We start from the raw sequence: 22,496 nt of genomic DNA on the forward strand, positions 1-22,496 counted from the left end.
GAAACTTTGCCAACTAAAATGTCCCTGTATGGATAAATCGGGGTATGACCATAGTCGCCTAGGCGGTGCAGACTCGTGAACGAGTGGCTTGCGCTGGGTTTCGGTATTTTTCTCACCATCGGAACAGGCTTTTTTGTAGCGAGTGAATTTTCGCTGCTAAACGTAGAGCGAAACGAACTTGAAGCTAGGGCAGCTCGAGGTGAGGCCGGCCTAACCGCACCAATCAGGGCGCTAAAACGCACCAGCACTCATCTAAGTGCAGCTCAGTTGGGTATTACCCTGACCACACTGCTCACCGGATACGTGGCAGAGCCTGCACTGACCAAACTGCTTTCTCCACTTTTTGTAAACGTTCAAGTTTCACAAAGCACCAAAGAGGTTTTCGGCCTGGTTGCAGCCATGGCTATTGCAACCCTGTTTTCGTTTTTGATTGGTGAGTTGGTGCCCAAGAACCTGGCGCTGTCTATCCCGCTGCCAACCCTCAAGTTTGTGGTTGGTTTTCAGCTTGCCTTTACCTGGGTATTTGCGGTGATGATCAAGTTTCTGAATTTCACCGGTAATGCCATTGTTCGAAGTTTCGGCATCGAACCAAAAGAAGAATTGAGTGCTTCCAGGTCGGCAGAAGAACTTAGCTCGCTGGTAAAGCGCTCGGCTGTCTTAGGTGCACTAGATGCTCAAACGGCAACTTTGTTGACTAAAACTCTGGCGCTGAGTCAGTTGGTCGCGGCCGATGTGATGACACCACGCCCACGCATCCACTTTTTAGAAAAAGATGCCAGCATTGACAATCTTGTATCAGCGTCGATCAAGACCGGCTATTCACGTTTTCCAATTATTGATGGTTCGTCGGATGACGTTCTTGGAGTCGCCCACATCAAACAAGCGGCTTCTGTTCCCAGAGAAAAGCGCGCCGAAGTTCCGGTAACCGCAATCATGGTTGAGGCCATTCGCGTACCAGAAACTATGCGCCTCGAAAATCTGATGGGTGAATTGCGAGCCAAAGGTCTGCAGCTGGCGATAGTTGTTGACGAATATGGCGGAACTGCCGGATTGGTCACCCTAGAAGATCTTGTTGAAGAACTGGTTGGCGAGTTGGTTGACGAACACGACCGAGCCAAGGCCGGCATCACTCGTGGGGCAAATTCTTCGGTCCTATTTCCCGGGATGATTCGACCTGATGAATTGGCTGAAATGGCTATTCGGGTGCCAGATAGCGGAGCCTATGAGACAGTTGCCGGCTACATCATGATTGTTTTGGGTCGGATTCCAGCTGTCGGAGACGAAATTGAAATTGATGGTGGCCGCTTGCGCGTCGAGCGCATGGATGGTCGTCGAATCGATCGGGTCCGATTTACCCCGGCGGCGCTTCTGGAAGCTGGTGAAGTTAATGTCTAGCGATTGGCAGGGGCTCATTTGGCTGGTTGTTTTACTTGCCGCTAACGCTTTCTTTGTTGGCGCCGAATTTGCCGTGATTGCTGCTCGGCGAGCACAAATTGAGCCTCGAGCTGAAGCGGGCTCGAAACCGGCAAAAATGACACTTGCTGGCATGGAGCGTGTTTCGTTGATGTTGGCCACAGCCCAACTCGGAATCACTGTTTCGTCGCTGCTAATTTTGCTGATTGCCGAGCCAAGTATTCACCACCTGCTTGAGTATCCGCTTGGTGCGCTGGGCTGGTCTGAAGAGGTCGTTTCGACAGTCGCGTTTGTTATCGCGCTGCTTTTGGTGACTTACCTGCATGTCGTGCTTGGTGAGATGGTGCCAAAAAATATCGCAATTGCGGTGCCAGAGCGTTCGGCGCTTATTCTCACCCCGGTGCTTTACAGCGTCGCCACTTTGGTCAAGCCCATTGTCGTTAGTTTGAATGCGGTTTCGAACACCATGCTTCGAGCCTTCAAAATTGAGCCTAAAAACGAGGCAAACTCAGCTTTTACGCTTGATCAGGTAGAAGACATCGTTGAACATTCGACTCGCGAGGGTGTGCTGAGAGATGCCAGCGGCGCCCTAACCAATACTTTTGAATTCACCGACAAACAAGTCTCTGATGTGACCGTCAAGTTGCAAGATTTGGTGAGCTTTAGTGAAACGGTGTCGCCGCGCGAGATTGAGCAAGCAGTTGCAAAATACGGCTACTCTCGCTTTCCGCTAACCGATGAAAACGATGAGCTCATCGGCTACCTGCACCTGAAAGATGTCATCGATCTCGATCTCGATGAAGCCGACGAGCCATTCCCGGCAAAGCGGGTGCGAACCCTCATTTCGTTGCCCGACACGACAGAACTCGAAGATGCGCTGGCCAGCATGAGACGAGTGAATGCTCACCTAGCCAAGGTGTTTGACGCACAGGGCACCGTTCTAGGAGTGCTCTTCCTCGAAGATATCTTGGAAGAACTCGTTGGCGAAGTGCAGGATGCCTCGCAGCGCGACTAATTAGCTCTTTGTGCGGCCCAGTTGACTGCGCTGATACTGCTTGGGAACATAGTCAACCTCAACTCCAAGCGCTGCGGCTGCATGCAGTGGCCACATCGGATCATCCAGCGAGGCTCGTCCAATCATTACAACTTCGACTAAACCGTCTTGCAAAATCTGCTCGGCTTGGGTTGGATCGGTGATTAGTCCCACTGCCGACACCGGCTCGCTAAGGTTCTCTGAAACAAATTCAGCGGCCGGAACTTGGTATCCAGGCTTGAGCGGAATTTGGACGTTGGCCACTAGTCCTCCGGTGGAAATGTCGAACAAATCGGCGCCTCTATCGGCGCACCAGGCAGCGACCTGCGCAGTTTGCTCGAAGTTGAATCCGCCATCAACGTAGTCGGTGGCAGAAAATCTCACAAAAATTGGCATTTCGCTCGGCACGGTTGCTCTAATGCCATCAATGATTTGAAGTAGTAAACGAGCTCGATTCTCCAACGACCCGCCATACTCATCTGCGCGGTGATTCGTGATTGGGCTCAAAAACTGGTGCAGTAGATAGCCGTGGGCGGCGTGGATTTCAATCGCATCAAACCCGGCAGCTACGGCTCTCTTGGCAGCGGAAACCCATTTTTGAACATGCTCAATCACGTCAACGGTAGACATTTCAACCGGGGCAGCGTAGCCCTCAAATGCCTCGTCAGTCGCCGATATTGTTTGCCAACCGCCTTCGTTCAGCGGCACCGAACCTCGGCCTGACCACTCACGATAGGTGGATCCTTTTCGGCCCGCATGAGCTAACTGAATGGCAAACTTTGCGCCTTGAGAATGCACGAAATCTACTACCGGTCGCCAAGCTTCGACCTGAAGATCATTCCAAATGCCAGTGTCCCACGGCGAAATTCGGCCTTCTGGGCTAACGGCCGAAGCCTCGGCAATAATCAACCCGGCACCGCCAGTGGCTCGTGCCCCATAGTGAACTTGATGCCAGGCGTTAGGTTCACCGTTTTGCTGCTCACACGAGTACTGGCACATCGGCGGAATCCAGATGCGGTTTCTAATTTCAAGACTGCGAACTTGAATCGGCTCAAATAGTTTCACGGTTGACTCCATTCCTCTAGCCTAAGGTCATGGCAAATTCATTTGATCCGGTTCGGTTTTTTCGGCCGCTCGGTCCGGCTGATGATAAGTACTCACACGGAGTTGTCGGATTTGTTACAGGCTCGGCCAACTACCCTGGGGCAGGAATTTTGGGGGTTCAATCGGCGATTCGGGCCGGCGCCGGTTTAGTTCGGTACTGGGGCAATTCAGAAACTGCCAAATTAGTAGTTTCCGCTAGGCCAGAGGTTGTCCTGGGTAATGGCCGAGTTGATTGTTGGGTGCTTGGTTCTGGCGTCAGGCCGGATGACAGTGAATTAGCCGATCGCATTCTTCAGCTTGGGTCGGCTCAAACACCGTTGGTGATCGATGCCGGTGCGCTTGAAATTGTGGATTTTTCGGTTTTGACTGCCCGAACTGTACTGACTCCACACGCCAGCGAAATGGTCAAACTCTTGGCCAGATTTGGTGAAAAATACCAGCGGTCAGACATCGACACCGACCCTGCAACTTTTGCTTTGCTTGCGGCCAATCTAACCGGCCAAACCGTGTTGCTAAAGGGGCACCAAACTTTTGTGGCCAGTGATTCTCAGGTTCAAAAAGTTGGCCCCAACTCGCCGCATTTAGCTACCGCCGGAAGCGGGGATGTACTTGCCGGATTGCTCGGTGCGATGATTGCGAGAAACGCATCCGCGTTGGCCACAGATGCAGGTTTGCTTTTTGATATCGCTATTGCGGCGGTAAAACTACATTCGGCAGCAGCAACTGCTGCAGCAGCTATCAAAACAGTTGCTGCGCTAGACGTCGCAGAGCAAATAGGGGTTTTACTTGCCCGGTCAAACTAAGAAAATCTGGCTGGAATATCTGGCAATTGCTGCGCTTGGAATTTTGGCGCACTCGATTATTTATCTGCAGGGGCTGCAGAATTCGGCTGTCTCGCCGATGAATGATTTGATTCTTTACCAGTGGTGGCTGCAACAGGCCTTGGCTGGAATGGGTTGGTACGGAATCACAGTTGAATGGGTCTACCCATACCTGGCCATCTTTCCGATGCTAATTGCCCAGGGGTTTTCGAACGGCGCGGGCCTGCTCATCGGCTGGATTGTGCTGTTCTCGATTTTGCACATTCTTACGGCTCTCGCGCTCAAGTATTACTTTGGTAAAACAGGTAGCCGGGCAGCAATTTTGTGGTTTGGTTTTCTGTTGGTCTTGGGGCCGGTATCGCTAAGCCGAATCGATACCGCAGCAAGCTTGTCAGCGTTAGCGGGATTGATGATTTGGTTACGCGGTCGAGAAAAAACTGCTGCGGCCTTTTTTGTTTTCGGAGCCTGGCTTAAGGTTTGGCCAGCAGCGTTTGTTGCCAGCCTGTTCATCTTCGTAAAGCAAAAGGCTGCAGTCATTCGCACCGCACTGGTTTTGGCGGTCGCGATATTGGCTGCACCAATTATCTTGACAGGCAATTTTTCGGCGCTCAGTTTTATCGCCTCGCAAACCGGACGAGGTTTACAGATTGAGTCTGTGGCCGCGACCTGGTTTCTGTGGCTAGCCAAGTTCGGTGACGGCAGTTACGGCATTTACTATGACGAAAAAATGGTGACCAATCAGGTTTTCGGGCCAGACATCGGAGTAATCGCCCAGGTTCTCAACCCGCTATTACTTGTCGCGGTAGTTGCCTTGGTTTTGTTGGGGATGCGCGCCGCTCAAAGAACTGAAAACACCAATGAACTGCTTTTTGTCGTCTGGCTAACGATTACCGTCGCCCTGATCGTGTTCAACAAAGTTGGCTCGCCCCAATTTATCGGCTGGATTGTTGTTCCCGTTCTGGGCCTAATTTTGATTGGGTCAAAGCTAGTTCGCGTAGCGACAGGCTTTGTCTTTGCACTCGCTGCCCTCACCAACTTGGTTTATCCAATTTGGTATCTAGACCTAATGTCGCTCGGCCTTACCAGTTTGACCCTGCTAACGGTTAGAAACGTCCTGCTAATCGTATTTTTTGCTTGGTTGCTTTTCCGATTGGTGATTATGACTCGAGCAGTTCGCTGATCAGTGGCCCAACTAAGTTGTTTTCAATCAAGAAACCGTCGTGGCCGTAAGCCGATTCAATGACTCGCAATTCGCCACCGACTAGTTCGCTCGTGATGCCATCGGCAATAAGTTGCTGATCATGCACCGGGAAAAGTCGATCGGTAGAAATTCCTACGACCAGCGTTTTTGCTGTGATTTGAGCGAGAGCTTTAGAGACCCCACCGCGGCCACGGCCGACATCGTGTGAGTTCATTGCCTGCACCAGAGTGATGTAACTATTGGCATCGAATCTTCGGGTGAACTTATTGCCGTGAAAGTCAAGGTAACTTTCGACAGCAAAACGCCCACCACCACCGAGCGGGTTCACCTCAGATTGCCAACTGCGTTCGAATCTGTCGTTTAGTTCACCCGGTGATCGGTAGTTCAAAAGTGCCATCCGTCGGGCTAGGGCTAATCCGCGGTGTGGTCCAAATCCCGGTTTGGCATCGTAGTAAAAGCCGTCGTTGAATGCCGGGTCAGTCATGATTGCTTCAACTTGCACCGAATTCAAAGCAATCTGATCGGCGCTAGAAATTGCTGGGGCTGCAAGAACCGCTACGCGTTTCAACTCATCCGGGTAGGTGATAGCCCATTCGAGGGCGTGCATGCCACCCATCGAGCCGCCAATCACCGAGTGCCATTTTTTGATGCCGATAACATGAGCGAATTCGTGCTGCGCGAGCACTTGATCGCGAATAGTTAGAAATGGAAATAGCGCGGCATACTCTCGGCCAAATTTATCCAGCGATGAAGGCCCGGTAGATCCCTGGCAACTGCCAAGCATGTTTGGCGCAACAACAAAGTAGCGATCGGTGTCAATTGCAAGCCCTGGACCAACAATGCCTTGCCACCAACCCTCGGTGGGATGATCTTTTGAGGCACTGCCTAGAACGTGAGAGTCGCCGGTCAGCGCATGCAAGATTAGGACCGCATTGGTGTGTTCGTTGTTGAGCTCGCCCCAGGTTTCAAAAGCAATTCGAGGAGACTCTAGAACTCGACCGCTTTCGAGGCGCAAGTCGGGAAGGGTGGCAAATTGTCGATCACCTGCGGGGTCACCGTCTCGCCAAGCACCCGAGGCAGGGGGTCGCCCGACGAGCTGCCGGGTTTGCTCCTCGGTAATAAACGCGGACGGTACGGTGTCCTCTGAGGTTTGAAACTCCATTTTTTAGCAGCCTACAGAGCTGCGGCAAAACCGGTTTCTAGGTCGGCAATTAGGTCATCAATTGACTCAAGGCCGACTGAAAGTCGAACCAGACCGGGGGTGACACCAGCAGTCAACTGTTGCTTTGGGGTCAGCTGGGAGTGAGTCGTCGAAGCCGGGTGAATCACAAGCGACCTAACATCACCAATGTTTGCCACGTGGCTGAACAGGTTCAACGAGTCGACAAATTTAGAACCGGATGGGCGGCCACCCTTGATCTCGAAGGAGACAATTGCACCTGTGCCTTTAGGTGCGTACTTCTTGCCTGCTTCAAACCAGGGTGAACTCTCAAGTCCGGCATAGTTGACCGATTCAACCTGAGGGTGGTTTTTTAGCCAGGTGGCAATTTTTTTAGCGTTCTCGACGTGTCGTTCGACTCGAAGACTTAGGGTTTCAATTCCTTGAATCAGTTGGAAGGCGCTGTTCGGTGAAATGGCTGCACCGATGTCGCGCAGCAATTGAACTCGGGCTTTGATGATGTAAGCGATGGCATCGCCCAGTGCCTGGGTGTAAACCACGCCGTGGTATGAAGGGTCTGGCTCATTTAGGCCAGGGAATTTGTCAGACTTGCTCCACTCAAATTTGCCGCCGTCGACGATTGCTCCGGCAACAACCGTGCCGTGACCCGCCAAAAACTTGGTGGCTGAGTGAACGACAATGTCGGCTCCGTGCTTCAGAGGTTGAATGAGGTACGGGGTGGCCACTGTGTTATCTACGATGAATGGCACGCCATTGCGGTGCGCAACGTCAGCGACTCCTTCGATGTCCAAAATTGAAACTTTAGGGTTGCCGATGGTCTCTGCAAAAAATGCCTTGGTGTTTGGCTGCACCGCGCGCTGCCACTCGTCGAGGTCATCCTGATTCTCAACAAAAGTGGTGGTGATGCCCAGCTTTGGCAGAGTGTATTTGAAGAGGTTGTAAGTTCCACCGTAGATGGTTGAAGACGCAACGATGTGGTCACCGGCCTGTGCGATGTTCAAAATGGCAAAAGTTTCTGCCGCCTGACCAGATGACAGAAGTAGCGCTGCAGTTCCGCCCTCGAGCGCCGCAATGCGCTTTTCGGCTACATCCTGGGTTGGGTTCATGATGCGTGTGTAGATGTTGCCAAACTCAGCTAAACCGAAAAGGTTGGCAGCGTGCTCACTGCTATTAAATGTGTAAGCGGTGGTCTGGTAAATCGGTACGGCACGGGAATTGGTAACCGGATCCGGGGTAGCACCGGCGTGAATCTGTGCAGTTTCAAATCCCCAGTTGTTTGGATCGGTGCTCATGTTTAGTCCTCTTCTGAACCTAGGTGTGGAGTGTTTTAAGACTATGCCCATGCTGAGCGTAAGGCGAGTTGACTAGAAATTTCTCGTAACATTTGGCGTCTAGCGGGGAAGGCCGGTTGGTCAAGGAAAGGAATTTTGAAACTGCAGCCAAGGTGTCGAACGAGATATCGCAATCGCTCTACGCTAGAGGAGTGTTTTTTGAGCAAATGCATCCGCGCTGGCAAGAATTGCTGTCTGATCAGCGAGGGTTGTTCGCGCAAATTGAGCTCAAACTTGGCAACCAAGATTTCCTGCCCCCTCGAGAGCAGATCATGAAGGCCTTTGAAGCCGATCCGCAGTCTGTGAAAGTCGTGATTGTCGGACAAGATCCCTACCCAACCCCGGGTGTTGCAATCGGTTTAGCTTTTGCTATTCGACGCGGCACCAGGCCGATACCAGGCAGCTTGAGAAATATTTTCAAAGAACTTGGCGAAGACATTGGTCAATCTGCAAATGTCGATGAGAGTTTAGAAACTTGGCTGAGGCAAGGCGTGCTGCTGCTAAATCGCCACCTCACTTGTGCTTCCGGTCAGGCCGGTTCGCATCACAACCTGGGCTGGGCCGAGATTACAGATGCTGCTCTTCGCGCTTTAGATAAGCTGCATGGCTCGAAGCTAGTTGTTGTGCTTTGGGGAAATCAGGCCCAGCAACTTGAATCGAGATTAGGCAAGGCGCAGGTGATTCGCGGAGTTCACCCTTCACCGCTGTCCGCGCACCGCGGTTTTTTTGGCTCGAAACCTTTTAGTAACATCAACCGATTACTCTCTGAGCAGGGTTTGCCGCCAATCGACTGGTTAGGAGAAAAAGATGCCTTTGGATTCTGAATCACGCTGGCGACTGGTACGCCAGAAAAAGGCGAAACCCTCCAATCCAGAAAATCTTGAATCCAAAATTCGCACCCTTGAACCGGGTGATTTGGCTCAGGTGCACGATATTTACAATTTCTACATCCAAAACGGTGTCGCCACTTTGGACATCGAGCTAATGACTTTGGCACAGTGGAAAGACAAGGCGGCTTGGCTTGAGTCACTTGGCTTGCCATTCATTGTTGCCGAAAGCCCATCGGGTGAAATTCTTGGCTTTGCCTATTTAGCACCCTGGCGGCAGAAGGCTGGTTTCAAGCGCACGGCTGAAAATACCATTTACTTAAGGCCGGCAGCGATGGGCAAACGCATCGGCAGCCGGTTGCTTGCCGAGTTGCTTGAGCGAGGAAAAAAAGCTGGAATTCGAGAAGTCTTGGCGGTCATCTCTGACCAGGGTGCCGAAGCCTCGATAAGGTTGCACGAGTCTTTTGGGTTCAAGTCGCAGGGGCATCTTGAAAGAGTTGGCTTCAAACTTGGCAAATGGATTGGTACCTATCTGATGCAGAAAAGTTTGTAAGTTCAAACTTGACTTATCTCAGCAAGTTTTCAGCGTCAGGCATCTAGGCTGAAATGGTGAAGTTCCCATTCCGCCACTTGGTGGCTATCGCGGTTGCTGCAGCAATGCCGTTGGCTGCCATTCCTGCTGCGGCAAGCATCAGTCAAGTCGCCCCTGAAGCAAACCTAGAATCCTCTGTTTCGGGCCTTATCGTTTCTTATCGCGATGGCGTTTCTCCCGTCTCAGATGATGGCCAGCCTACCGGCGAGAATGCGGCAGGTGTCGATCTGCTAAATACCGAGGCTCTCGGAATGGGCTTTTATGCCGTGCAATTTGAGAGTGAACTAACCACACCCGATGCTCAGAAAATTGCAGCCCGGATGCAGCAAGACCCAAGAATTTCATCCGTTGAATTAGATACCAAAATTGTGGCGGCCAGCTCGACCCCGAGAGTGCTATCCGCTTTGCGTGCGGCCTCGGCGCCAAGAAGTCCGATTGCGAAAGATGCCTTTAGTCCGTTGGCACCGACCAACGCCAGAGTGAACCTAACCTGGGCTGCGCCAGCAAGCACCTACGGTGCAAAAATTGTCGGCTATCGAATCGAACGCAGCGTGAATGGTTCGTCTTGGTCAATTGCGGTTTCGAACACCGCACGCACCAGTCGCACACATACCGTCACCGCGGGAAACACCTCGGGGGTAAATTACTACTGGCGGGTTCGGGCAATTACAAAACTGGGCTCTTTTGTGCGAGTCGGCTTAGCCTCGGCTGCAGTGCGTGGTCGAGCAACTACCGTTGCGCAGCCACCGCAACTCATCACTCCTGACTTGGTGTCGTTAGCCTCAGCAGATGCTGCTAACGGCGTAACTGTGACTTGGTCAAGTCAATCGATTTATCAAAAAGGTGGTTTGCGAACCAGCTATCGAGCCACAGCAACAGCTGGAGGCGCAGTTGTTGCTGAGTGTGTTACTTACTCAAACACCTGCACAATCTTGGGTCTTGCACCCGAGATTGAACATGAAATCAAGGTTGCCGCGACAAACTCTCGCGGTACCAGTTTTAGCGGAGTGACTCTTACTCCTCGCGATTCTGAGTACGGCAAGCAGTGGTATCTAAGTGCAACAAACGGCATAAACGCTGCAAAAGCGTGGTCGATGACTTCTGGTTCGCGATCTGTCGTGGTTGCGGTTCTAGACTCGGGCATCACCAATCATCCTGATCTTGATGGCAACGTGGTCGCCGGCTATGACTTCGTAGAGTGTGACACCAACACTGGCAGTTGCGCCATCACAAACGATGGCGATGGCCCTGATCCAGATCCGACTGACCCCGGAGACTATCTGAACTCTGAGCGCAGTTCGTGGCACGGTACACACGTGGCTGGCTTAATTGCTGCTCGAGCAAACGACATTGGAATCATCGGGGTTGCGCCCCAGGTTCGAATCCAACCGGTGCGTGTATTAGGCGCGGGTGGATCTGGAAACTCGAGTTCACTCGTAAAAGCTCTGAACTGGGCCGCCGGTAATGCAGTATCTGGCGTGCCGGCAAACGCGACGCCAGCCAAAGTGATCAATCTTTCGGTGGCTTCTCCTGATCCTGGGCCCTGCCCGACCTCATTGGCAACGATCCTGCCAGCCATCAAAGCCAAGGGAATCACCGTAGTTACCGCGGCCGGAAACACGGCAGGCAATGCCGCAAACTACTGGCCGGGAAACTGCTACCCAACGATTAATGTTGGCTCAGTTGGCCCAACCGGCGAAAAAGCTGGTTATTCAAACTACGGCTCGCAGTTTTCAAACGGTGTTGATATCGCAGCACCCGGCGGTGATAGCCAAAACCCAGCCGGATCACCGAGCGGCACCAACGGACGAGTGCTGTCGCTGATTAATAACGGCACCACAGTTTCAACCGACTTCGGATATTCCTATCAAGAAGGAACATCGATGGCGGCGCCTTTGGTAAGCGGGGTTGTGGCGCTGATGTATTCGGCAAAATACAACATCACACCAGATCAAATCTGGAATATTTTGCAGACCACAGCTAAGCCGCACGTAGCGAACACACAATGTAGTGCTGGGCTTTGTGGAATCGGTGTGGTTAACGCGTCTCTTGCGGTAGCCGCTGCGGCTGCACTGCCTTAGAGTTCGGGAGCGCTAATCGGTTTTTGGCACGGCCTGAGATAGAGATTGCTTAGCTTGCAGCCAATTGCTCTGCGTGGACAACAATAACTTCGCCAACGGATGCTTTGAGTTGGTTTTGCACATCTTGGCTTAGCCCGTCGTCAGTGACCAAAATGTCAGCATCTTCAAGTCGAGCAAAACTAGAGAAGCCCATCTCGCCCCATTTGGTGTTATCGGCCAGCACAACAAACTTTTTAGCCCGGTTGCGGATTGCTCGGTTAGTTTCAGCTTCGAGCAAATTTGGCGAACTGAAGCCGGCTTCTGGGTGCATGCCGTGAGTTCCCATGAAAACCAAATCCAGGTTGAAGCTGGACAGCGAATTGATTGCCAACTCACCAACAAAAGAGTCGGTGGGGGTTCTAACCCCGCCGGTGAGGATCACAGTTTGATCGCTTCGTCCTTCTTTGTGGAGAAAATCTGAAACCGGTAACGAGTTGGTGATGATGGTAAGTCGAGGGACATCGGCTAAGTGCCGACTTAGTGCGTACACCGTAGAGCCGCCCATGAGCCCAATAGCGGCCCCTGGGGCGACCAATTTGGCTGCTGCCTCGGCGATTGCCTCTTTGGCCACTCGCTCACGCAGAGACTTTGCGGTGAAGGGAGGTTCAGACACCGAACTGGCACCAATTGAGGTGGCCCCGCCGTGTACTTTGTCAACCAAGCCCTGCTCAGCTAGAACATCGATGTCGCGTCGAACGGTCATTTCCGAAACATCAAGGATCTCAGCCAGCTCGGCAATGCGTGCAGCGCCACGGGCTGATACCTCTTTGAGGATCAGGCTTTGACGTTGTGCGGCCAGCATTTGACTACTTTCCATTTCGGTAAGGCATAAATCGAACAATCAACAGATTACGGCCTTGGCCAGAAAAATTAGCGTATTTCGGTAACGGATTGATTACTTTTGTTAGTTTTTGTGAGTTTTTGTAAAGCGGCGACGTAGTCTTCAAACAGGGTCAAATTAGAAAAATTTGTGGTTATGCAAACCTCAGCCCGAAGCATGTAAACAGATCGAGGTAAAGATGCCGAAACTCAACCCAAGTGCCCTCTATTACGGTGGCGACTACAACCCTGAGCAGTGGAGTCGCCATGTCTGGCAAGAAGACATTCGCTTGATGAAACAAGCCAAAGTGAACCTAGTCTCGCTTGGTATTTTCTCTTGGACCAACATCGAAGTTGCAGAGGGTGTCTATCAATTTGACTGGCTCGACGACATCATCAACCTGCTGCACGAAAACGACATCAAGGTCGACCTGGCAACGGCCACCGCTTCACCACCTGCTTGGCTAACCAAAGCCCACCCAGAGATGCTGCCAATCGATGCAAACGGAGTAGTTCGTTCACACGGTGGTCGTCAGAACTACTGCACCAGCTCGCCAATTTATCGCGAGCGCGCTGCCGCACTTGTTGCAAAACTGGCTGAAAGATACGGCAACCACCCAGCCGTCGAAATGTGGCACGTCAACAACGAATTCGGCTGCCACAACCCACTCTGCTTCTGCGACACTACTGCTGCCGCCTGGCAGGGTTGGCTGCAGAACAAATACGGCAATCTTGAAGCGCTAAACGAAGCTTGGGCAACCAACTTCTGGTCGCAGCGTTACCACAACTGGAACGAAATCATTCCACCGCGTCGCACTCCGGATGGAACCTTCCCGAACCCATCAATGGTTCTTGATTTCCACCGCTTTAGCAGCGATGAATTGCTAGACATTTACAAGCTCGAGCGCGACACCATTCGTAAATACGACTCAGTGCACCCAATCACCACCAACTTCATGTCGATGCGCGGCTCAATTTTCGTCGACTATTGGAAGTGGGCGAAAGAGGTTGACTTCGTTTCAACTGACATCTACCTGATTGCTGCAGATCCAAATCGCGACATCGAATTTGCTTACGCTTGCGATTTGACCCGCGGTTTTGCCGACGGCCAACCATGGCTACTAATGGAGCACTCAACCTCGGCAGTCAACTGGCAAGAGCACAACCTGCCAAAAGAGCAGGGCGAAATGCTGGCCAACTCGATTGGCAGCGTGGCTCGCGGCTCTGAAGGCGCCATGTACTTCCAGTGGCGTCAGTCAAAGGGTGGTTCAGAGAAGTTCCACTCAGCGATGGTTCCGCACGCAGGTGAAAACACACGTGTTTATCGACAGGTGACTGAGTTGGGTGACCAACTAGACCAGCTGCGTGATTTGGTTTCAACCAGCACCGAACAGGCCAAGATTGCAATCATCCATGACTATGAGTCGCTCTGGGCTATGCGTCAATACAACGTGCCAACTACCCAGCTTGACTACACCGAAATTTCGCAAGACTGGTATCGGGCGCTCTACAACATGGGTGTTCGCGTTGACTTCGTCAGTGCTAAAGCTGACAGGGCGACCTTCAAAAAGTATGACTTGGTCTTGGCTCCGACACAGTATCTAATGACCGATGAACTCGAAGCTAACCTAATTGATTACGTCAAAAACGGCGGATCATTGGTGGCCTCTTACTTCACTGGAATATCAAACGAAACTGACCTGATCCGTCTAGGTGGTTATGGCGGCAAATTGGTCAAAGACTTCATCGGTGTTCGAGTTGAAGAATTTGCTCCGCTACCAAAGGGCTCGGTGACAACCCTGTCGAACGGTTACCAGGCCAAACTTTGGGCTGAAATTTCTCAGGCAAACGGCGCCGAGGTTCTGGCTACCTTCGGCGAGGGAGTTGCAGCTGGCTCGGTTGCTATCGCTCGTCGTAACTATGAAAAGCCGGTTTGGTATGTGGCATCGCAGCTTACCGACGAGAGCCTCAAAGAGTTCTTCGGATCAGTGACCAAAGAATTGGGAATCGAAGCTGAAGGCGGCAACGGCATCGAGGTTCTTCGTCGTGGCAAATTCCGCTTTGAGATTGGTCACAAGCCTGGCTCACACAGCCACCAGGTCTCAATCGGCTAACCGAATCAGGGTAATAAAAAAACCGGCCTAGGCCGGTTTTTTTATTTGGTGCGGAAGGTGGGACTTGAACCCACACGCCTCGCGGCGCTGGAACCTAAATCCAGTGCGTCTGCCAATTTCGCCACTTCCGCATGCCTGAACAGTTTACATATTTCAGCGCCAGAACGGAAATCGAGCCGGAAATCTGACCAAATTCGCCTGTGGATAACTAAAGAAAAGGATTTGGCATAGCGGCACCCTCTATCTAGAGGTGTGAAATGTATGATGTCAGCGCGTATGCCGGTTCGGTCAGAAATAGAGTCGTTGGTGACGGGCTCACTTTATCTGAGGCAATCCTTGCTGAACTTGACTCAGGCTTTGAATCCGGTCAGTTGCCGCTAGCTGCCGAGCCCCAACTAGCTTCGTTGATTGAACGCCAGCTTCTGGGAGTCGGCGAAATCGATGATTTGATGGCTGAGCCATCCATTGAGGAAATTTGGGTGAACCCAGATGGGCAAATTTACTATTCGAAATCTGGCACCCGGCATCGATTTGGAAAAACAATCTCGGCAGAAAAATGTGCTGAATTAGTTGAGAAGTTGCTGCGCCAAACGGGCAGGCGCATCGATCGAGCAACGCCATTTGTCGATGCCACACTTGCCGATGGTTCGCGACTGCATATAGTCGGTTACGGGCTTACCGATAAGTCATTTTCGATCAACATCAGAAAGTTTGGCAGTCAACAATTGTCGCTGGCATCCTTGTTGGCCTCGAAAATGATCGAACCAGATCACCTTCAAAAAATAACTTCGGCAATCAATCAGCGGCAAACAATCATTGTCGCCGGCGGCACTAACTCGGGTAAAACCACTCTGTTGGGCGCCATGCTCAATTACATAAGCAATAAAGAGCGAGTAGTCACGATTGAAGACACCCGCGAACTTCAGTTATCGGTTGATGATTGGGTGGCTTTACAGACCAGGCCCGAAAACATCGAGGGTTCTGGTGAGATCAATATGAGGCGGCTGGTGCGCGAATCGTTGCGGATGCGACCTGACCGTTTAGTAATTGGTGAGGTTCGCGGGGCAGAAGCCTTCGATTTGCTAATGGCCCTAAATTCGGGAGTTGCCGGAATGGCCACTATCCATGCCAACAGTCCGACTGCCGCAATTGAAAAACTGCATTCCTTGCCGCTGCTCGCCGGGTCAAACATTTCAGAGGCTTTCGTGCAAAAAGCAATCCAATCGAGTATTGATTTGATTATTTACTGCCAAATGCTTCCATCGGGGCTAAGACGCGTAACCGCAATTGAAGAGCTAAGCGCCATGCGAGCCATCGAAGCGAGTCAAAATTGAGCACTATTGCCAATCGATTAGCCGGCATCCTGAGATTTGGGCAAAAAACATCGGGTTTCGCGGTTGCTGCAATTCTGACGTTTGCCATTTTTACCTATCTAATGCTCGAATCAATGTCAGGGTTGAAAGCATTTGCCATTGGTGGGAGCGTAGGGCTAACCGCACTGGTACTAGAAATTTTTGTCCTGCGGGCTAAAAAAATTGCCCAGCATCTTGAATCGTTGGCACCTATAGTTGCAAATTCGTTTGCGTCATCTTTTTCGGTAGGCGCGACATTTCTAGAAGCTTTTGAAGACTTGGCCAAAAACGGTCCGCCTGAACTTCGGGAGTTGTTTCAAAGCGCAGTCGATAGTTTGCTCTCGGGGCATCGGGTTTCAACATTGCTTCGTGAACTCTCCAATAATTTCCAAAACCGATATTTCGATTTGGTTTTCATAGCGCTTGAGGTAGCAAATAAGGGTGGCAATTCCGGATCCATCCGCGCTCTGAAAGAGTTAGCTGGGCGGATTCGTATTGAACAGACCATGCATTTAGAACTTAGAGCTAAGCAACAGTGGGTTGGGGCCACCGCCCGACTTGCAGTTGCTTCCCCTTGGGTGGTTGTGCTGTTGCTTTCGATGCGACCAGAAGCACGAGCTTTTTATGAAACAGCCCAGGGGGTTTTACTGCTTATGGTTGGTCTTCTCGTGTCTGTGGTCGCTTACCGGGCAGTTTCGATACTTGGTCGGCTACCTCTTATTCCAAGGGTGTTTGCATGAGTGCCGCGGTTGCAATTCTTTTTGGAATTGCCTTTGTTTTGCTTTATTCGGGGCTGGTGCGGCCACCCAGAAATCATTTAGATAACTACTTGCCAATTCAAAAACCGCGACGGATAGCCCCTTTAAACCTCGCTAAATTGCAAAAATTTCGTCCGACCAGAAGGTCTGCCCAATCGCTTGCCATCTCGGATGAAATTTGGTTTTTAGGCCTGCAAATCGAAGCCGGTCAATCGCTTTTCGCGTCACTGAAGTCACTGAGCGAGTGCAGTTCTGGAACATTGGCGAAACTGATGCTGCCGGCTGTGGCCAATCTGCAGTTGGGTTCAACGTTTGAAGCCGAGTTTGCCGAACTCGAGCGGCACAGGCTACCAATCGAGGTTGTCGAACTGCTAGTTCAATTGCGCATCGCTATCGATCGCGGAACGCCAATCAGCCAAACAATATTTGAGCAATCTCGCTCCAGCGCTGCAGCCACCCGCGCCCAACTCATTACTGCCGCTGGAAAGAATGAAACGAAAACTCTTATTCCGATAGTTTTCCTGGTCCTACCGGTGACCGTAATCTTTGCAATTTTCCCGTCTCTGCTGATGGTGCAGGGCATTTTCTAGAGGAGGAAAAATGAAAAAAATAATCAACTGGTTGAGCGATGAAAGCGGAGATGTACCCGGTTGGGTTCTAATAACTCTGATGACCGCCGGACTGGTGGTTCTGATCTGGACCGCCGCCGCTCCTGCACTGAAGGGGCTATTTGATCAAGCGCTAACCAAAGTGGCTACATTCTGAAGATGATTGAAACCGCTAAAAAGCGAGCAGTCGACAGTGTCGATCGCGGCTCTGCGGTCATCGAATTTGTGCTTGTTGCAGCTCCACTGGTTAGCCTTTTTGTCTTTGGCCTTTACCTAGCGGCAACATCACTTTTTCAGACGGTTGCGGTGACAAACTTGCTACTCGACAACCGGCGATTGGGGCTAGCCGATGTAGACAAAACTTCGCTCTGCGAAATTTTCTTGAGTTCTGGCCCTGCGGAAAATTCGCGTGCTGATAAATCCGTATTAATCCAAAATAGGTTCTGCAATTCAAGTGACCACTTTGGATTGACCGGTCAATTTGGCTCAACGGTGTTTCCCGAATACGTCAGCAAACTCGAATTATCGTCAAATCTGGAGGCGCGGTGACTAAATCATTCATCTTCGATGAGGGTGGCAACGCATTGGTCGAATTTGTCGTTCTTGTGGCCGGGCTTATGCTGCCCGTGGTTTGGTTCATCGGAATTTCGGCTGAAAAATTCAATGAAAAATTATTTGCCGAACATTCGGCCCGCTATTTGATCAGGGAACTCGCCCTGACCGACCGGCCATTTGAACAAATTCTCGAAACATACTTGAGCAACACTGCGATTCGAACAGTCGAACAGTCGCAAAAGTTAAAAGCCCAAGCCAGTTGCCTTTCAGGCTGCTCTGCGCAAACCAAATTGCTAAAAGTCGAAGTCGCATACGCTGGCCAAATAGCGTCCGCGGTCATGTACAAATGATTGCGCCACTCGCTTTTGGCTTGTCATCGCTGCTGTTGGTGTTCAGCATTTTCTTGGGTGATCTGCAGCAGAGCGCGCTGGCTCGGTTTCGGCTGCAGACCATTGCCGACTCACTTGTTCTTGCGGCGGCTGCAGAGCAAAATCTTGATCTGCTGTTGGCGCAGGCGAGTGTTGGGAAATTAGAGATCACCGAGGTCGCGGTTGATAATCCGGAGCCCATGACAAAACGAGTTCAAGTATGTGGGCGTCCGTCAATAACCAGTCCGACCCTATGCGCTGTTGCGCTGGCTAGGTCTGGGTAGGTGCCGATAAAAAAGAGCTGTTCCCCAGATGGCGGCAAGGCCAATTGTGCCAAGGCCAAGTGAAAGGCTTGAGACGGCAGTAATTGCCGAGATAGTAATCGGAGCTGCTGCGCTAGCTAGGTCGACTATTAAACGAAAGGCTGCCAAAAATTCGCTGCGTTTTTTTGGCGGAGCAAGGTCAGCGCCGATAAGCATGATAATTCCGCTACCCAAACCGTTCGCCAGCGACATCAGCAGAGCCAAGGCAAGAAAAGTATTGGCATCGGTTGCGAGAACAAACAAGAGCATGGTCAAACCAAGACCGGCTGTGGTTGGAATAGCAACCCAACGTCTACCAAACCGATCAATTATTTGACCCGAGGTGTAGAAGAGAGCCACATCCACGGCTCCAGCAATTCCTAAAACCAACGAGGTCTGCGCCGGATCCAGCCCTATGTGCAGCGCCCAAAGTGGTAATCCCACTGTTCTCGCAGCCCTGGCAGCAGCCAACAGTGCCGAGGCAACGCCTAAGGTGGCGAGACCTTTTCGGTTATCTCGTACAGTCTGGAACATGGTGAATTTTCCTTCACCTGCTGTTTCGAGACGGTCATCAGGGCTGAGGCCCAGTAGCAGAGCTGCCAGAGCGCACAGCACCACGCCCACCCAAAACACGGCCGAAAGTGACCAAATGCTTATGGCAGCTGCACCGATCAGTGGGCCAAGCATTCCGCCAGCGCGAAAAATTCCGCCCAGGATTGAGAGCGCCCGGCCGCGATGGGAAAGCGGAACAACGGCTGTCAAATATGAGTGTCTCGCTAAACCAAACACTGCTGCGGCGGCACCCAGAATAAAGATGCCCGCGGCGAGTTGAAGCAAACTTGAACTTGAAGCTGCTGTCAGAATTCCGATCGCCCCAACTAGAGCCGCCACGATCATGGATTGGCGCTCGCCGAGAGAGTGGACCAACCGAGCCGCGGGTAAATCACCAGCAACGGTTCCGGCCATGAGCAAACCGGCGATGATGCCGGCTAGGGCAATACCTGCTCCCATGCTTTCGGCCATGGCTGGAATAGTAGGTATCAGTGCCATCTCGCCTGCGGTGAAGAGCAGGCTGGGTAGATAAACAGGCAGGATTAGCCCTGAAACTCGGTATTGCGCTGATTTTGCCACCATCCCAGCCTAAGCCCCTTCTAAACTGAGATGGATATGCCTGAACTCGACTTGTCTCCAGAAATTCGCGCACTGCGTTCAACCCTCAGTGATGTTCGCCAAGTGTTGAACCCGGCTGGACTGGGCGAAGAAGTTGTTCGACTTAAGGCTGCCGCCGCTGCTCCCGATTTATGGGACGACCCAGCGAAGGCGCAGAAAATCACCAGTGAGCTTTCGAGGAAACAGGGCCTCATCGAGAAGCTTTCTTCGATCACCAGTCGCATCGACGACCTTGAAGTTCTCGTTGAAATGGCTAATGCCGAGGACGATAAGGCAACTCAGGATGAGGCCAAACTAGAACTTGAACAATTGCGGGCAATCCTTTCCGAACTTGAAATTCAAACTCTATTGAATGGCGAATATGATGCCAGAGGCGCGGTCATCACTATTCGATCGGGAGCAGGCGGGGATGACGCTACTGATTTTGCTGAGATGCTCATGCGCATGTATCTGCGCTACGCCGAGAAACAAAAATTGCCGGTACAGGTTTTAGATACCAGCTATGCCGAAGGTGCTGGAATCAAGTCGGCAACTTTTGAGGTAGATGCACCCTATGCCTTTGGCACTCTTTCAGTTGAAGCTGGAACTCATCGCTTGGTACGCATGAGCCCTTTCAACGCCGCCGGAAAGCGCCAAACAAGTTTTGCAGCTGTTGAAGTTGTTCCTCTGATTGAAACTACCGACGTGGTTGAAATTCCGGATTCGGAAATTAGGGTCGACGTTTTTCGATCGAGTGGTCCCGGTGGGCAATCGGTTAACACGACCGACTCGGCAGTGCGCATCACGCACATTCCAACCGGGATTGTGGTGAGTTGCCAAAATGAAAAAAGCCAAATTCAAAATAAAGCGGCCGCTCTGCGCGTCTTGCAATCCAGATTGCTGGAACAGAAGCGACGTGAAGAGGAAGCTAAGAAAAAGCAGATTGCCGGCGATGTAAAGGCCAGCTGGGGAGAGCAGATGCGCTCCTACGTGCTTGCCCCGTATCAAATGGTGAAAGATCTTCGCACCGAATTTGAGGTCAACAATCCAGCGGCTGTTTTTGATGGCGACTTAGCTGGATTTATTGCCGCGGGAATCCGCTGGAGAAAGCAGGTCGGCGTTTAGGCTGGTCAGTATATGATCAGCATCTCAAACGTCACCAAGCAATATCGGGGTTCGGCTAAGCCGGCCTTGAATAATGTCTCGCTTGAAATTGAAAAAGGCGACTTTGTCTTTTTAGTCGGTGCATCCGGTTCGGGAAAGTCATCGCTGATGCGCCTAATGTTGCGCGAAGATGTGCCAACCAGCGGTTCGGTGCATGTGTTGGGTGAGAATTTGGTCGGCATCCCGTCGCGTCGAGTTCCATACTTTCGTCGCAAATTGGGCGTCGTGTTTCAAGACTTCCGCCTATTGCCAAATAAAACTGTCGCTCAAAACGTGGCTTTTAGTCTTGAAGTTATCGGCAAATCTAAGGGTTTTATTCAAGAAGCCGTACCCGATGTTTTGAGATTGGTTGGGCTCGGTGAAAAAGCCGAACGACTACCCAACGAACTTTCAGGCGGTGAGCAGCAACGAGTTGCTTTAGCAAGGGCCATCGTGAACAAACCCGCTATTTTGCTCGCGGATGAACCTACCGGAAATCTTGACCCAGCGACCAGTGAAGAAATTATGGCCCTAATCGAGCGCATTAATCTGGCGGGCACCACGGTTATCATGGCCACTCACGATCGCGGAATTGTGGACCGCATGCAAAAACGCGTAATCGAACTCAGCGGTGGCGAGATTTTGCGCGACCAGCGTTCGTCTGGATACCAGAAAGTGGCGACCGGTACTAATCCGATTGTGACTGCCGAAAAAATTCAGGCAGATGAGCAAATATCGGCAACGGAGCAAACCACCGGGTTTATCTCGTTTTTGGACGATTCGGCAGACGCATGAACATCGGCTATGTATTTCGCGAAATGGGCCAGAGCCTTCGGCGTAACCTTTCGATGGTTGTCTCAATCATCCTGGTTACCTTTATCTCTTTGACTTTTGTTGGCACCGCAAGTTTGCTGCAATTGCAAATTGGCCAGATGAAGAATTACTGGTATGACCGTGCGCAGGTCGCGGTTTACCTTTGCAGTTCGGTCTCGCCTGATGAGATCTGCCCGCAAGGCGAAGCCTCGGCCGACTTGAAGGGTGCGGTCGAAGAGCGTTTGAATTCAACCACGTTGGCTCCCTACATCGAAGAGTTTTATTTTGAAGATCACGAACAGGCCTTCAAAAACTTCCAAGAGCAGTTTGAGGGCAATGCGGTTGCGAAATACGTTTCAGCTGAGCAACTAAATGAAACTTTTTGGGTCAATCTAAAAGACCCAAACCAGAGTGCAATTATCACCGAAGCTTTCAGTGGTATGCCCGGTGTTGAAGAGGTGCGCGATCAACGCAGCTATCTCGATCAAATCTTCAGCATCCTGAACGCCGCCTCAATTGCGGCGATTGGTATTGCCGCGCTGATGCTCGTTTCGGCCGCGCTGCTAATTTCCACCACGATTCGACTCTCTGCCTTTAGCCGCCGCCGTGAATTAGGAATTATGCGGTTGGTGGGTGCCAGCAATTTTTACATCCAGCTGCCATTTATTCTCGAGGGCGTAGTCGCGGCAACCGTTGGTTCCATTCTTGCCGGCGGGGCTGTTCTTGGCATAGTTCAGTTCTTTGTCCAGGGCTATTTAGCTGAGCGCCTTCCGTTCACCAGTTTTGTCGGATTGTCCGATGGTTTATTGGTCGTTCCGCTGTTGGTTCTGGCTGGAATTTTGCTCGCGGCTGTGGCATCTGGTCTTGCTATTCGTCGCTACCTGCGAATATAG

Annotated in this window: 23 protein-coding genes and 1 tRNA gene; 18 read left to right on the forward strand and 6 right to left on the reverse strand. The window is 51.6% G+C overall.

All coding sequences use genetic code 11. From position 1 onward, the window contains the following. Positions 1-75: 75 nt before the first annotated feature. Together A4Z71_RS02105 and A4Z71_RS02110 are read left to right on the forward strand one after the other, a co-directional pair. Positions 76-1,395, forward strand: coding sequence for a hemolysin family protein (locus tag A4Z71_RS02105; RefSeq protein WP_070954321.1), 1,320 nt, complete (start codon positions 76-78; stop codon positions 1,393-1,395). Continuing rightward, positions 1,388-2,428: a hemolysin family protein gene (locus A4Z71_RS02110; RefSeq protein ID WP_070954322.1), complete on the forward strand. Its 1,041-nt coding sequence runs from the start codon at positions 1,388-1,390 to the stop codon at positions 2,426-2,428. The genes A4Z71_RS02105 and A4Z71_RS02110 overlap by 8 nt, the downstream gene beginning before the upstream one ends. On the opposite strand, the gene A4Z71_RS02115 is transcribed toward A4Z71_RS02110, so the two are convergent. Then, positions 2,429-3,523 (reverse strand): NADH:flavin oxidoreductase/NADH oxidase, encoded by a 1,095-nt coding sequence (locus tag A4Z71_RS02115; RefSeq protein WP_070954323.1) that lies wholly within the window; start codon positions 3,521-3,523, stop codon positions 2,429-2,431. It abuts the gene before it with no gap. Between the two features lie 17 nt (positions 3,524-3,540). On the opposite strand from A4Z71_RS02115, the gene A4Z71_RS02120 reads away from it, so the two are divergent. Both A4Z71_RS02120 and A4Z71_RS02125 read left to right on the forward strand, forming a co-directional pair. Next, positions 3,541-4,353 carry an ADP-dependent NAD(P)H-hydrate dehydratase gene (locus tag A4Z71_RS02120; RefSeq protein WP_070954324.1) on the forward strand — a complete coding sequence of 271 codons (813 nt, stop codon included), beginning with the start codon at positions 3,541-3,543 and terminating at the stop codon, positions 4,351-4,353. Beyond that, positions 4,337-5,551 (forward strand): glycosyltransferase 87 family protein, encoded by a 1,215-nt coding sequence (locus tag A4Z71_RS02125; RefSeq protein ID WP_070954325.1) that lies wholly within the window; start codon positions 4,337-4,339, stop codon positions 5,549-5,551. The genes A4Z71_RS02120 and A4Z71_RS02125 overlap by 17 nt, the downstream gene beginning before the upstream one ends. On the opposite strand, the gene metX is transcribed toward A4Z71_RS02125, so the two are convergent. Both metX and A4Z71_RS02135 read right to left on the reverse strand, forming a co-directional pair. Then, complete coding sequence (metX, locus tag A4Z71_RS02130; protein WP_070954326.1) at positions 5,529-6,734, reverse strand: homoserine O-acetyltransferase MetX; 1,206 nt, start codon at positions 6,732-6,734, stop codon at positions 5,529-5,531. The two genes, A4Z71_RS02125 and metX, sit on opposite strands and share 23 nt — an antisense overlap. Before the next feature lie 11 nt (positions 6,735-6,745). Further along, positions 6,746-8,044, reverse strand: coding sequence for a bifunctional o-acetylhomoserine/o-acetylserine sulfhydrylase (locus A4Z71_RS02135; protein ID WP_070954327.1), 1,299 nt, complete (start codon positions 8,042-8,044; stop codon positions 6,746-6,748). A gap of 152 nt (positions 8,045-8,196) precedes the next feature. Between A4Z71_RS02135 and A4Z71_RS02140 the strand changes: the two genes are divergently transcribed. The 3 genes from A4Z71_RS02140 to A4Z71_RS02150 are packed head-to-tail and all read left to right on the forward strand — an operon-like array spanning position 8,197 to position 11,583. Beyond that, positions 8,197-8,907 (forward strand): uracil-DNA glycosylase, encoded by a 711-nt coding sequence (locus tag A4Z71_RS02140; RefSeq protein ID WP_202816211.1) that lies wholly within the window; start codon positions 8,197-8,199, stop codon positions 8,905-8,907. Continuing rightward, entirely contained in the window at positions 8,891-9,463 is a 573-nt protein-coding gene (locus A4Z71_RS02145; protein WP_084028384.1) for a GNAT family N-acetyltransferase, read from the forward strand. The genes A4Z71_RS02140 and A4Z71_RS02145 overlap by 17 nt, the downstream gene beginning before the upstream one ends. Before the next feature lie 53 nt (positions 9,464-9,516). Beyond that, positions 9,517-11,583 carry a S8 family serine peptidase gene (locus A4Z71_RS02150; protein ID WP_070954328.1) on the forward strand — a complete coding sequence of 689 codons (2,067 nt, stop codon included), beginning with the start codon at positions 9,517-9,519 and terminating at the stop codon, positions 11,581-11,583. A 49-nt stretch (positions 11,584-11,632) separates the two neighbouring features. Here A4Z71_RS02150 and A4Z71_RS02155 read toward each other — a convergent pair whose 3' ends face one another. Next, complete coding sequence (locus A4Z71_RS02155; RefSeq protein ID WP_070954329.1) at positions 11,633-12,424, reverse strand: DeoR/GlpR family DNA-binding transcription regulator; 792 nt, start codon at positions 12,422-12,424, stop codon at positions 11,633-11,635. 217 nt (positions 12,425-12,641) lie between these two features. Between A4Z71_RS02155 and A4Z71_RS02160 the strand changes: the two genes are divergently transcribed. After that, entirely contained in the window at positions 12,642-14,555 is a 1,914-nt protein-coding gene (locus A4Z71_RS02160; RefSeq protein WP_070954330.1) for a beta-galactosidase, read from the forward strand. 46 nt (positions 14,556-14,601) lie between these two features. On the opposite strand, the gene A4Z71_RS02165 is transcribed toward A4Z71_RS02160, so the two are convergent. Then, positions 14,602-14,686, reverse strand: a tRNA-Leu gene (locus tag A4Z71_RS02165). A 126-nt stretch (positions 14,687-14,812) separates the two neighbouring features. Between A4Z71_RS02165 and A4Z71_RS02170 the strand changes: the two genes are divergently transcribed. The 7 genes from A4Z71_RS02170 (at position 14,813) to A4Z71_RS02195 (ending at position 18,480) form a co-directional block, all read left to right on the forward strand. After that, positions 14,813-15,889, forward strand: coding sequence for a CpaF family protein (locus A4Z71_RS02170; protein WP_070954331.1), 1,077 nt, complete (start codon positions 14,813-14,815; stop codon positions 15,887-15,889). Then, the gene (locus tag A4Z71_RS02175; RefSeq protein ID WP_070954332.1) at positions 15,886-16,647 is read left to right on the forward strand and encodes a type II secretion system F family protein; all 762 of its coding nucleotides are present in this window, start codon (positions 15,886-15,888) and stop codon (positions 16,645-16,647) included. Before A4Z71_RS02170 ends, A4Z71_RS02175 begins: the two co-directional genes overlap by 4 nt. A 137-nt stretch (positions 16,648-16,784) precedes the next feature. Then, a complete protein-coding gene (locus A4Z71_RS02180) occupies positions 16,785-17,255 on the forward strand; it encodes a type II secretion system F family protein (protein ID WP_158512769.1) in 471 nt (156 codons plus the stop codon). Between the two features lie 10 nt (positions 17,256-17,265). Continuing rightward, entirely contained in the window at positions 17,266-17,430 is a 165-nt protein-coding gene (locus A4Z71_RS07100; protein WP_193402155.1) for a hypothetical protein, read from the forward strand. Positions 17,431-17,432: 2 nt separating this feature from the next. After that, the gene (locus A4Z71_RS02185; RefSeq protein ID WP_070954334.1) at positions 17,433-17,822 is read left to right on the forward strand and encodes a hypothetical protein; all 390 of its coding nucleotides are present in this window, start codon (positions 17,433-17,435) and stop codon (positions 17,820-17,822) included. Further along, positions 17,819-18,178, forward strand: coding sequence for a hypothetical protein (locus tag A4Z71_RS02190; RefSeq protein ID WP_070954335.1), 360 nt, complete (start codon positions 17,819-17,821; stop codon positions 18,176-18,178). Before A4Z71_RS02185 ends, A4Z71_RS02190 begins: the two co-directional genes overlap by 4 nt. Beyond that, on the forward strand, positions 18,175-18,480 hold the full coding sequence (locus tag A4Z71_RS02195; RefSeq protein WP_070954336.1) for a pilus assembly protein TadG-related protein: 306 nt from the start codon (positions 18,175-18,177) through the stop codon (positions 18,478-18,480). Before A4Z71_RS02190 ends, A4Z71_RS02195 begins: the two co-directional genes overlap by 4 nt. Here the strand turns inward: A4Z71_RS02195 and A4Z71_RS02200 are convergent. Continuing rightward, the gene (locus A4Z71_RS02200) at positions 18,448-19,629 is read right to left on the reverse strand and encodes an MFS transporter (protein WP_158512770.1); all 1,182 of its coding nucleotides are present in this window, start codon (positions 19,627-19,629) and stop codon (positions 18,448-18,450) included. The two genes, A4Z71_RS02195 and A4Z71_RS02200, sit on opposite strands and share 33 nt — an antisense overlap. A 36-nt stretch (positions 19,630-19,665) precedes the next feature. On the opposite strand from A4Z71_RS02200, the gene prfB reads away from it, so the two are divergent. The 3 genes from prfB to ftsX are packed head-to-tail and all read left to right on the forward strand — an operon-like array spanning position 19,666 to position 22,496. Then, positions 19,666-20,772 (forward strand): peptide chain release factor 2, encoded by a 1,107-nt coding sequence (gene prfB / locus A4Z71_RS02205; RefSeq protein ID WP_070955209.1) that lies wholly within the window; start codon positions 19,666-19,668, stop codon positions 20,770-20,772. A gap of 12 nt (positions 20,773-20,784) precedes the next feature. After that, positions 20,785-21,585 (forward strand): cell division ATP-binding protein FtsE, encoded by an 801-nt coding sequence (ftsE, locus tag A4Z71_RS02210; protein WP_084028385.1) that lies wholly within the window; start codon positions 20,785-20,787, stop codon positions 21,583-21,585. After that, on the forward strand, positions 21,582-22,496 hold the full coding sequence (gene ftsX, locus A4Z71_RS02215; RefSeq protein WP_070954338.1) for a permease-like cell division protein FtsX: 915 nt from the start codon (positions 21,582-21,584) through the stop codon (positions 22,494-22,496). Before ftsE ends, ftsX begins: the two co-directional genes overlap by 4 nt.

The sequence above is a fragment of the Candidatus Rhodoluna planktonica genome, from assembly GCF_001854225.1.
GTDB lineage: Bacteria > Actinomycetota > Actinomycetes > Actinomycetales > Microbacteriaceae > Rhodoluna > Rhodoluna planktonica.

What these genes read in the sequence shown, in the direction of transcription:
- A4Z71_RS02115 (WP_070954323.1), bottom strand. Translation starts at nt 3,523, where the DNA reads ATGGAGTCAACCGTGAAACTATTTGAGCCGATTCAAGTTCGCAGTCTT.
- ftsX (WP_070954338.1), top strand. Translation starts at nt 21,582, where the DNA reads ATGAACATCGGCTATGTATTTCGCGAAATGGGCCAGAGCCTTCGGCGT.
- A4Z71_RS07100 (WP_193402155.1), top strand. Translation starts at nt 17,266, where the DNA reads ATGAAAAAAATAATCAACTGGTTGAGCGATGAAAGCGGAGATGTACCC.
- A4Z71_RS02155 (WP_070954329.1), bottom strand. Translation starts at nt 12,424, where the DNA reads ATGCTGGCCGCACAACGTCAAAGCCTGATCCTCAAAGAGGTATCAGCC.
- A4Z71_RS02120 (WP_070954324.1), top strand. Translation starts at nt 3,541, where the DNA reads ATGGCAAATTCATTTGATCCGGTTCGGTTTTTTCGGCCGCTCGGTCCG.
- prfB (WP_070955209.1), top strand. Translation starts at nt 19,666, where the DNA reads ATGCCTGAACTCGACTTGTCTCCAGAAATTCGCGCACTGCGTTCAACC.
- A4Z71_RS02110 (WP_070954322.1), top strand. Translation starts at nt 1,388, where the DNA reads ATGTCTAGCGATTGGCAGGGGCTCATTTGGCTGGTTGTTTTACTTGCC.
- ftsE (WP_084028385.1), top strand. Translation starts at nt 20,785, where the DNA reads ATGATCAGCATCTCAAACGTCACCAAGCAATATCGGGGTTCGGCTAAG.
- A4Z71_RS02195 (WP_070954336.1), top strand. Translation starts at nt 18,175, where the DNA reads ATGATTGCGCCACTCGCTTTTGGCTTGTCATCGCTGCTGTTGGTGTTC.
- A4Z71_RS02160 (WP_070954330.1), top strand. Translation starts at nt 12,642, where the DNA reads ATGCCGAAACTCAACCCAAGTGCCCTCTATTACGGTGGCGACTACAAC.
- A4Z71_RS02150 (WP_070954328.1), top strand. Translation starts at nt 9,517, where the DNA reads ATGGTGAAGTTCCCATTCCGCCACTTGGTGGCTATCGCGGTTGCTGCA.
- A4Z71_RS02135 (WP_070954327.1), bottom strand. Translation starts at nt 8,044, where the DNA reads ATGAGCACCGATCCAAACAACTGGGGATTTGAAACTGCACAGATTCAC.
- metX (WP_070954326.1), bottom strand. Translation starts at nt 6,734, where the DNA reads ATGGAGTTTCAAACCTCAGAGGACACCGTACCGTCCGCGTTTATTACC.
- A4Z71_RS02185 (WP_070954334.1), top strand. Translation starts at nt 17,433, where the DNA reads ATGATTGAAACCGCTAAAAAGCGAGCAGTCGACAGTGTCGATCGCGGC.
- A4Z71_RS02170 (WP_070954331.1), top strand. Translation starts at nt 14,813, where the DNA reads ATGTATGATGTCAGCGCGTATGCCGGTTCGGTCAGAAATAGAGTCGTT.
- A4Z71_RS02145 (WP_084028384.1), top strand. Translation starts at nt 8,891, where the DNA reads ATGCCTTTGGATTCTGAATCACGCTGGCGACTGGTACGCCAGAAAAAG.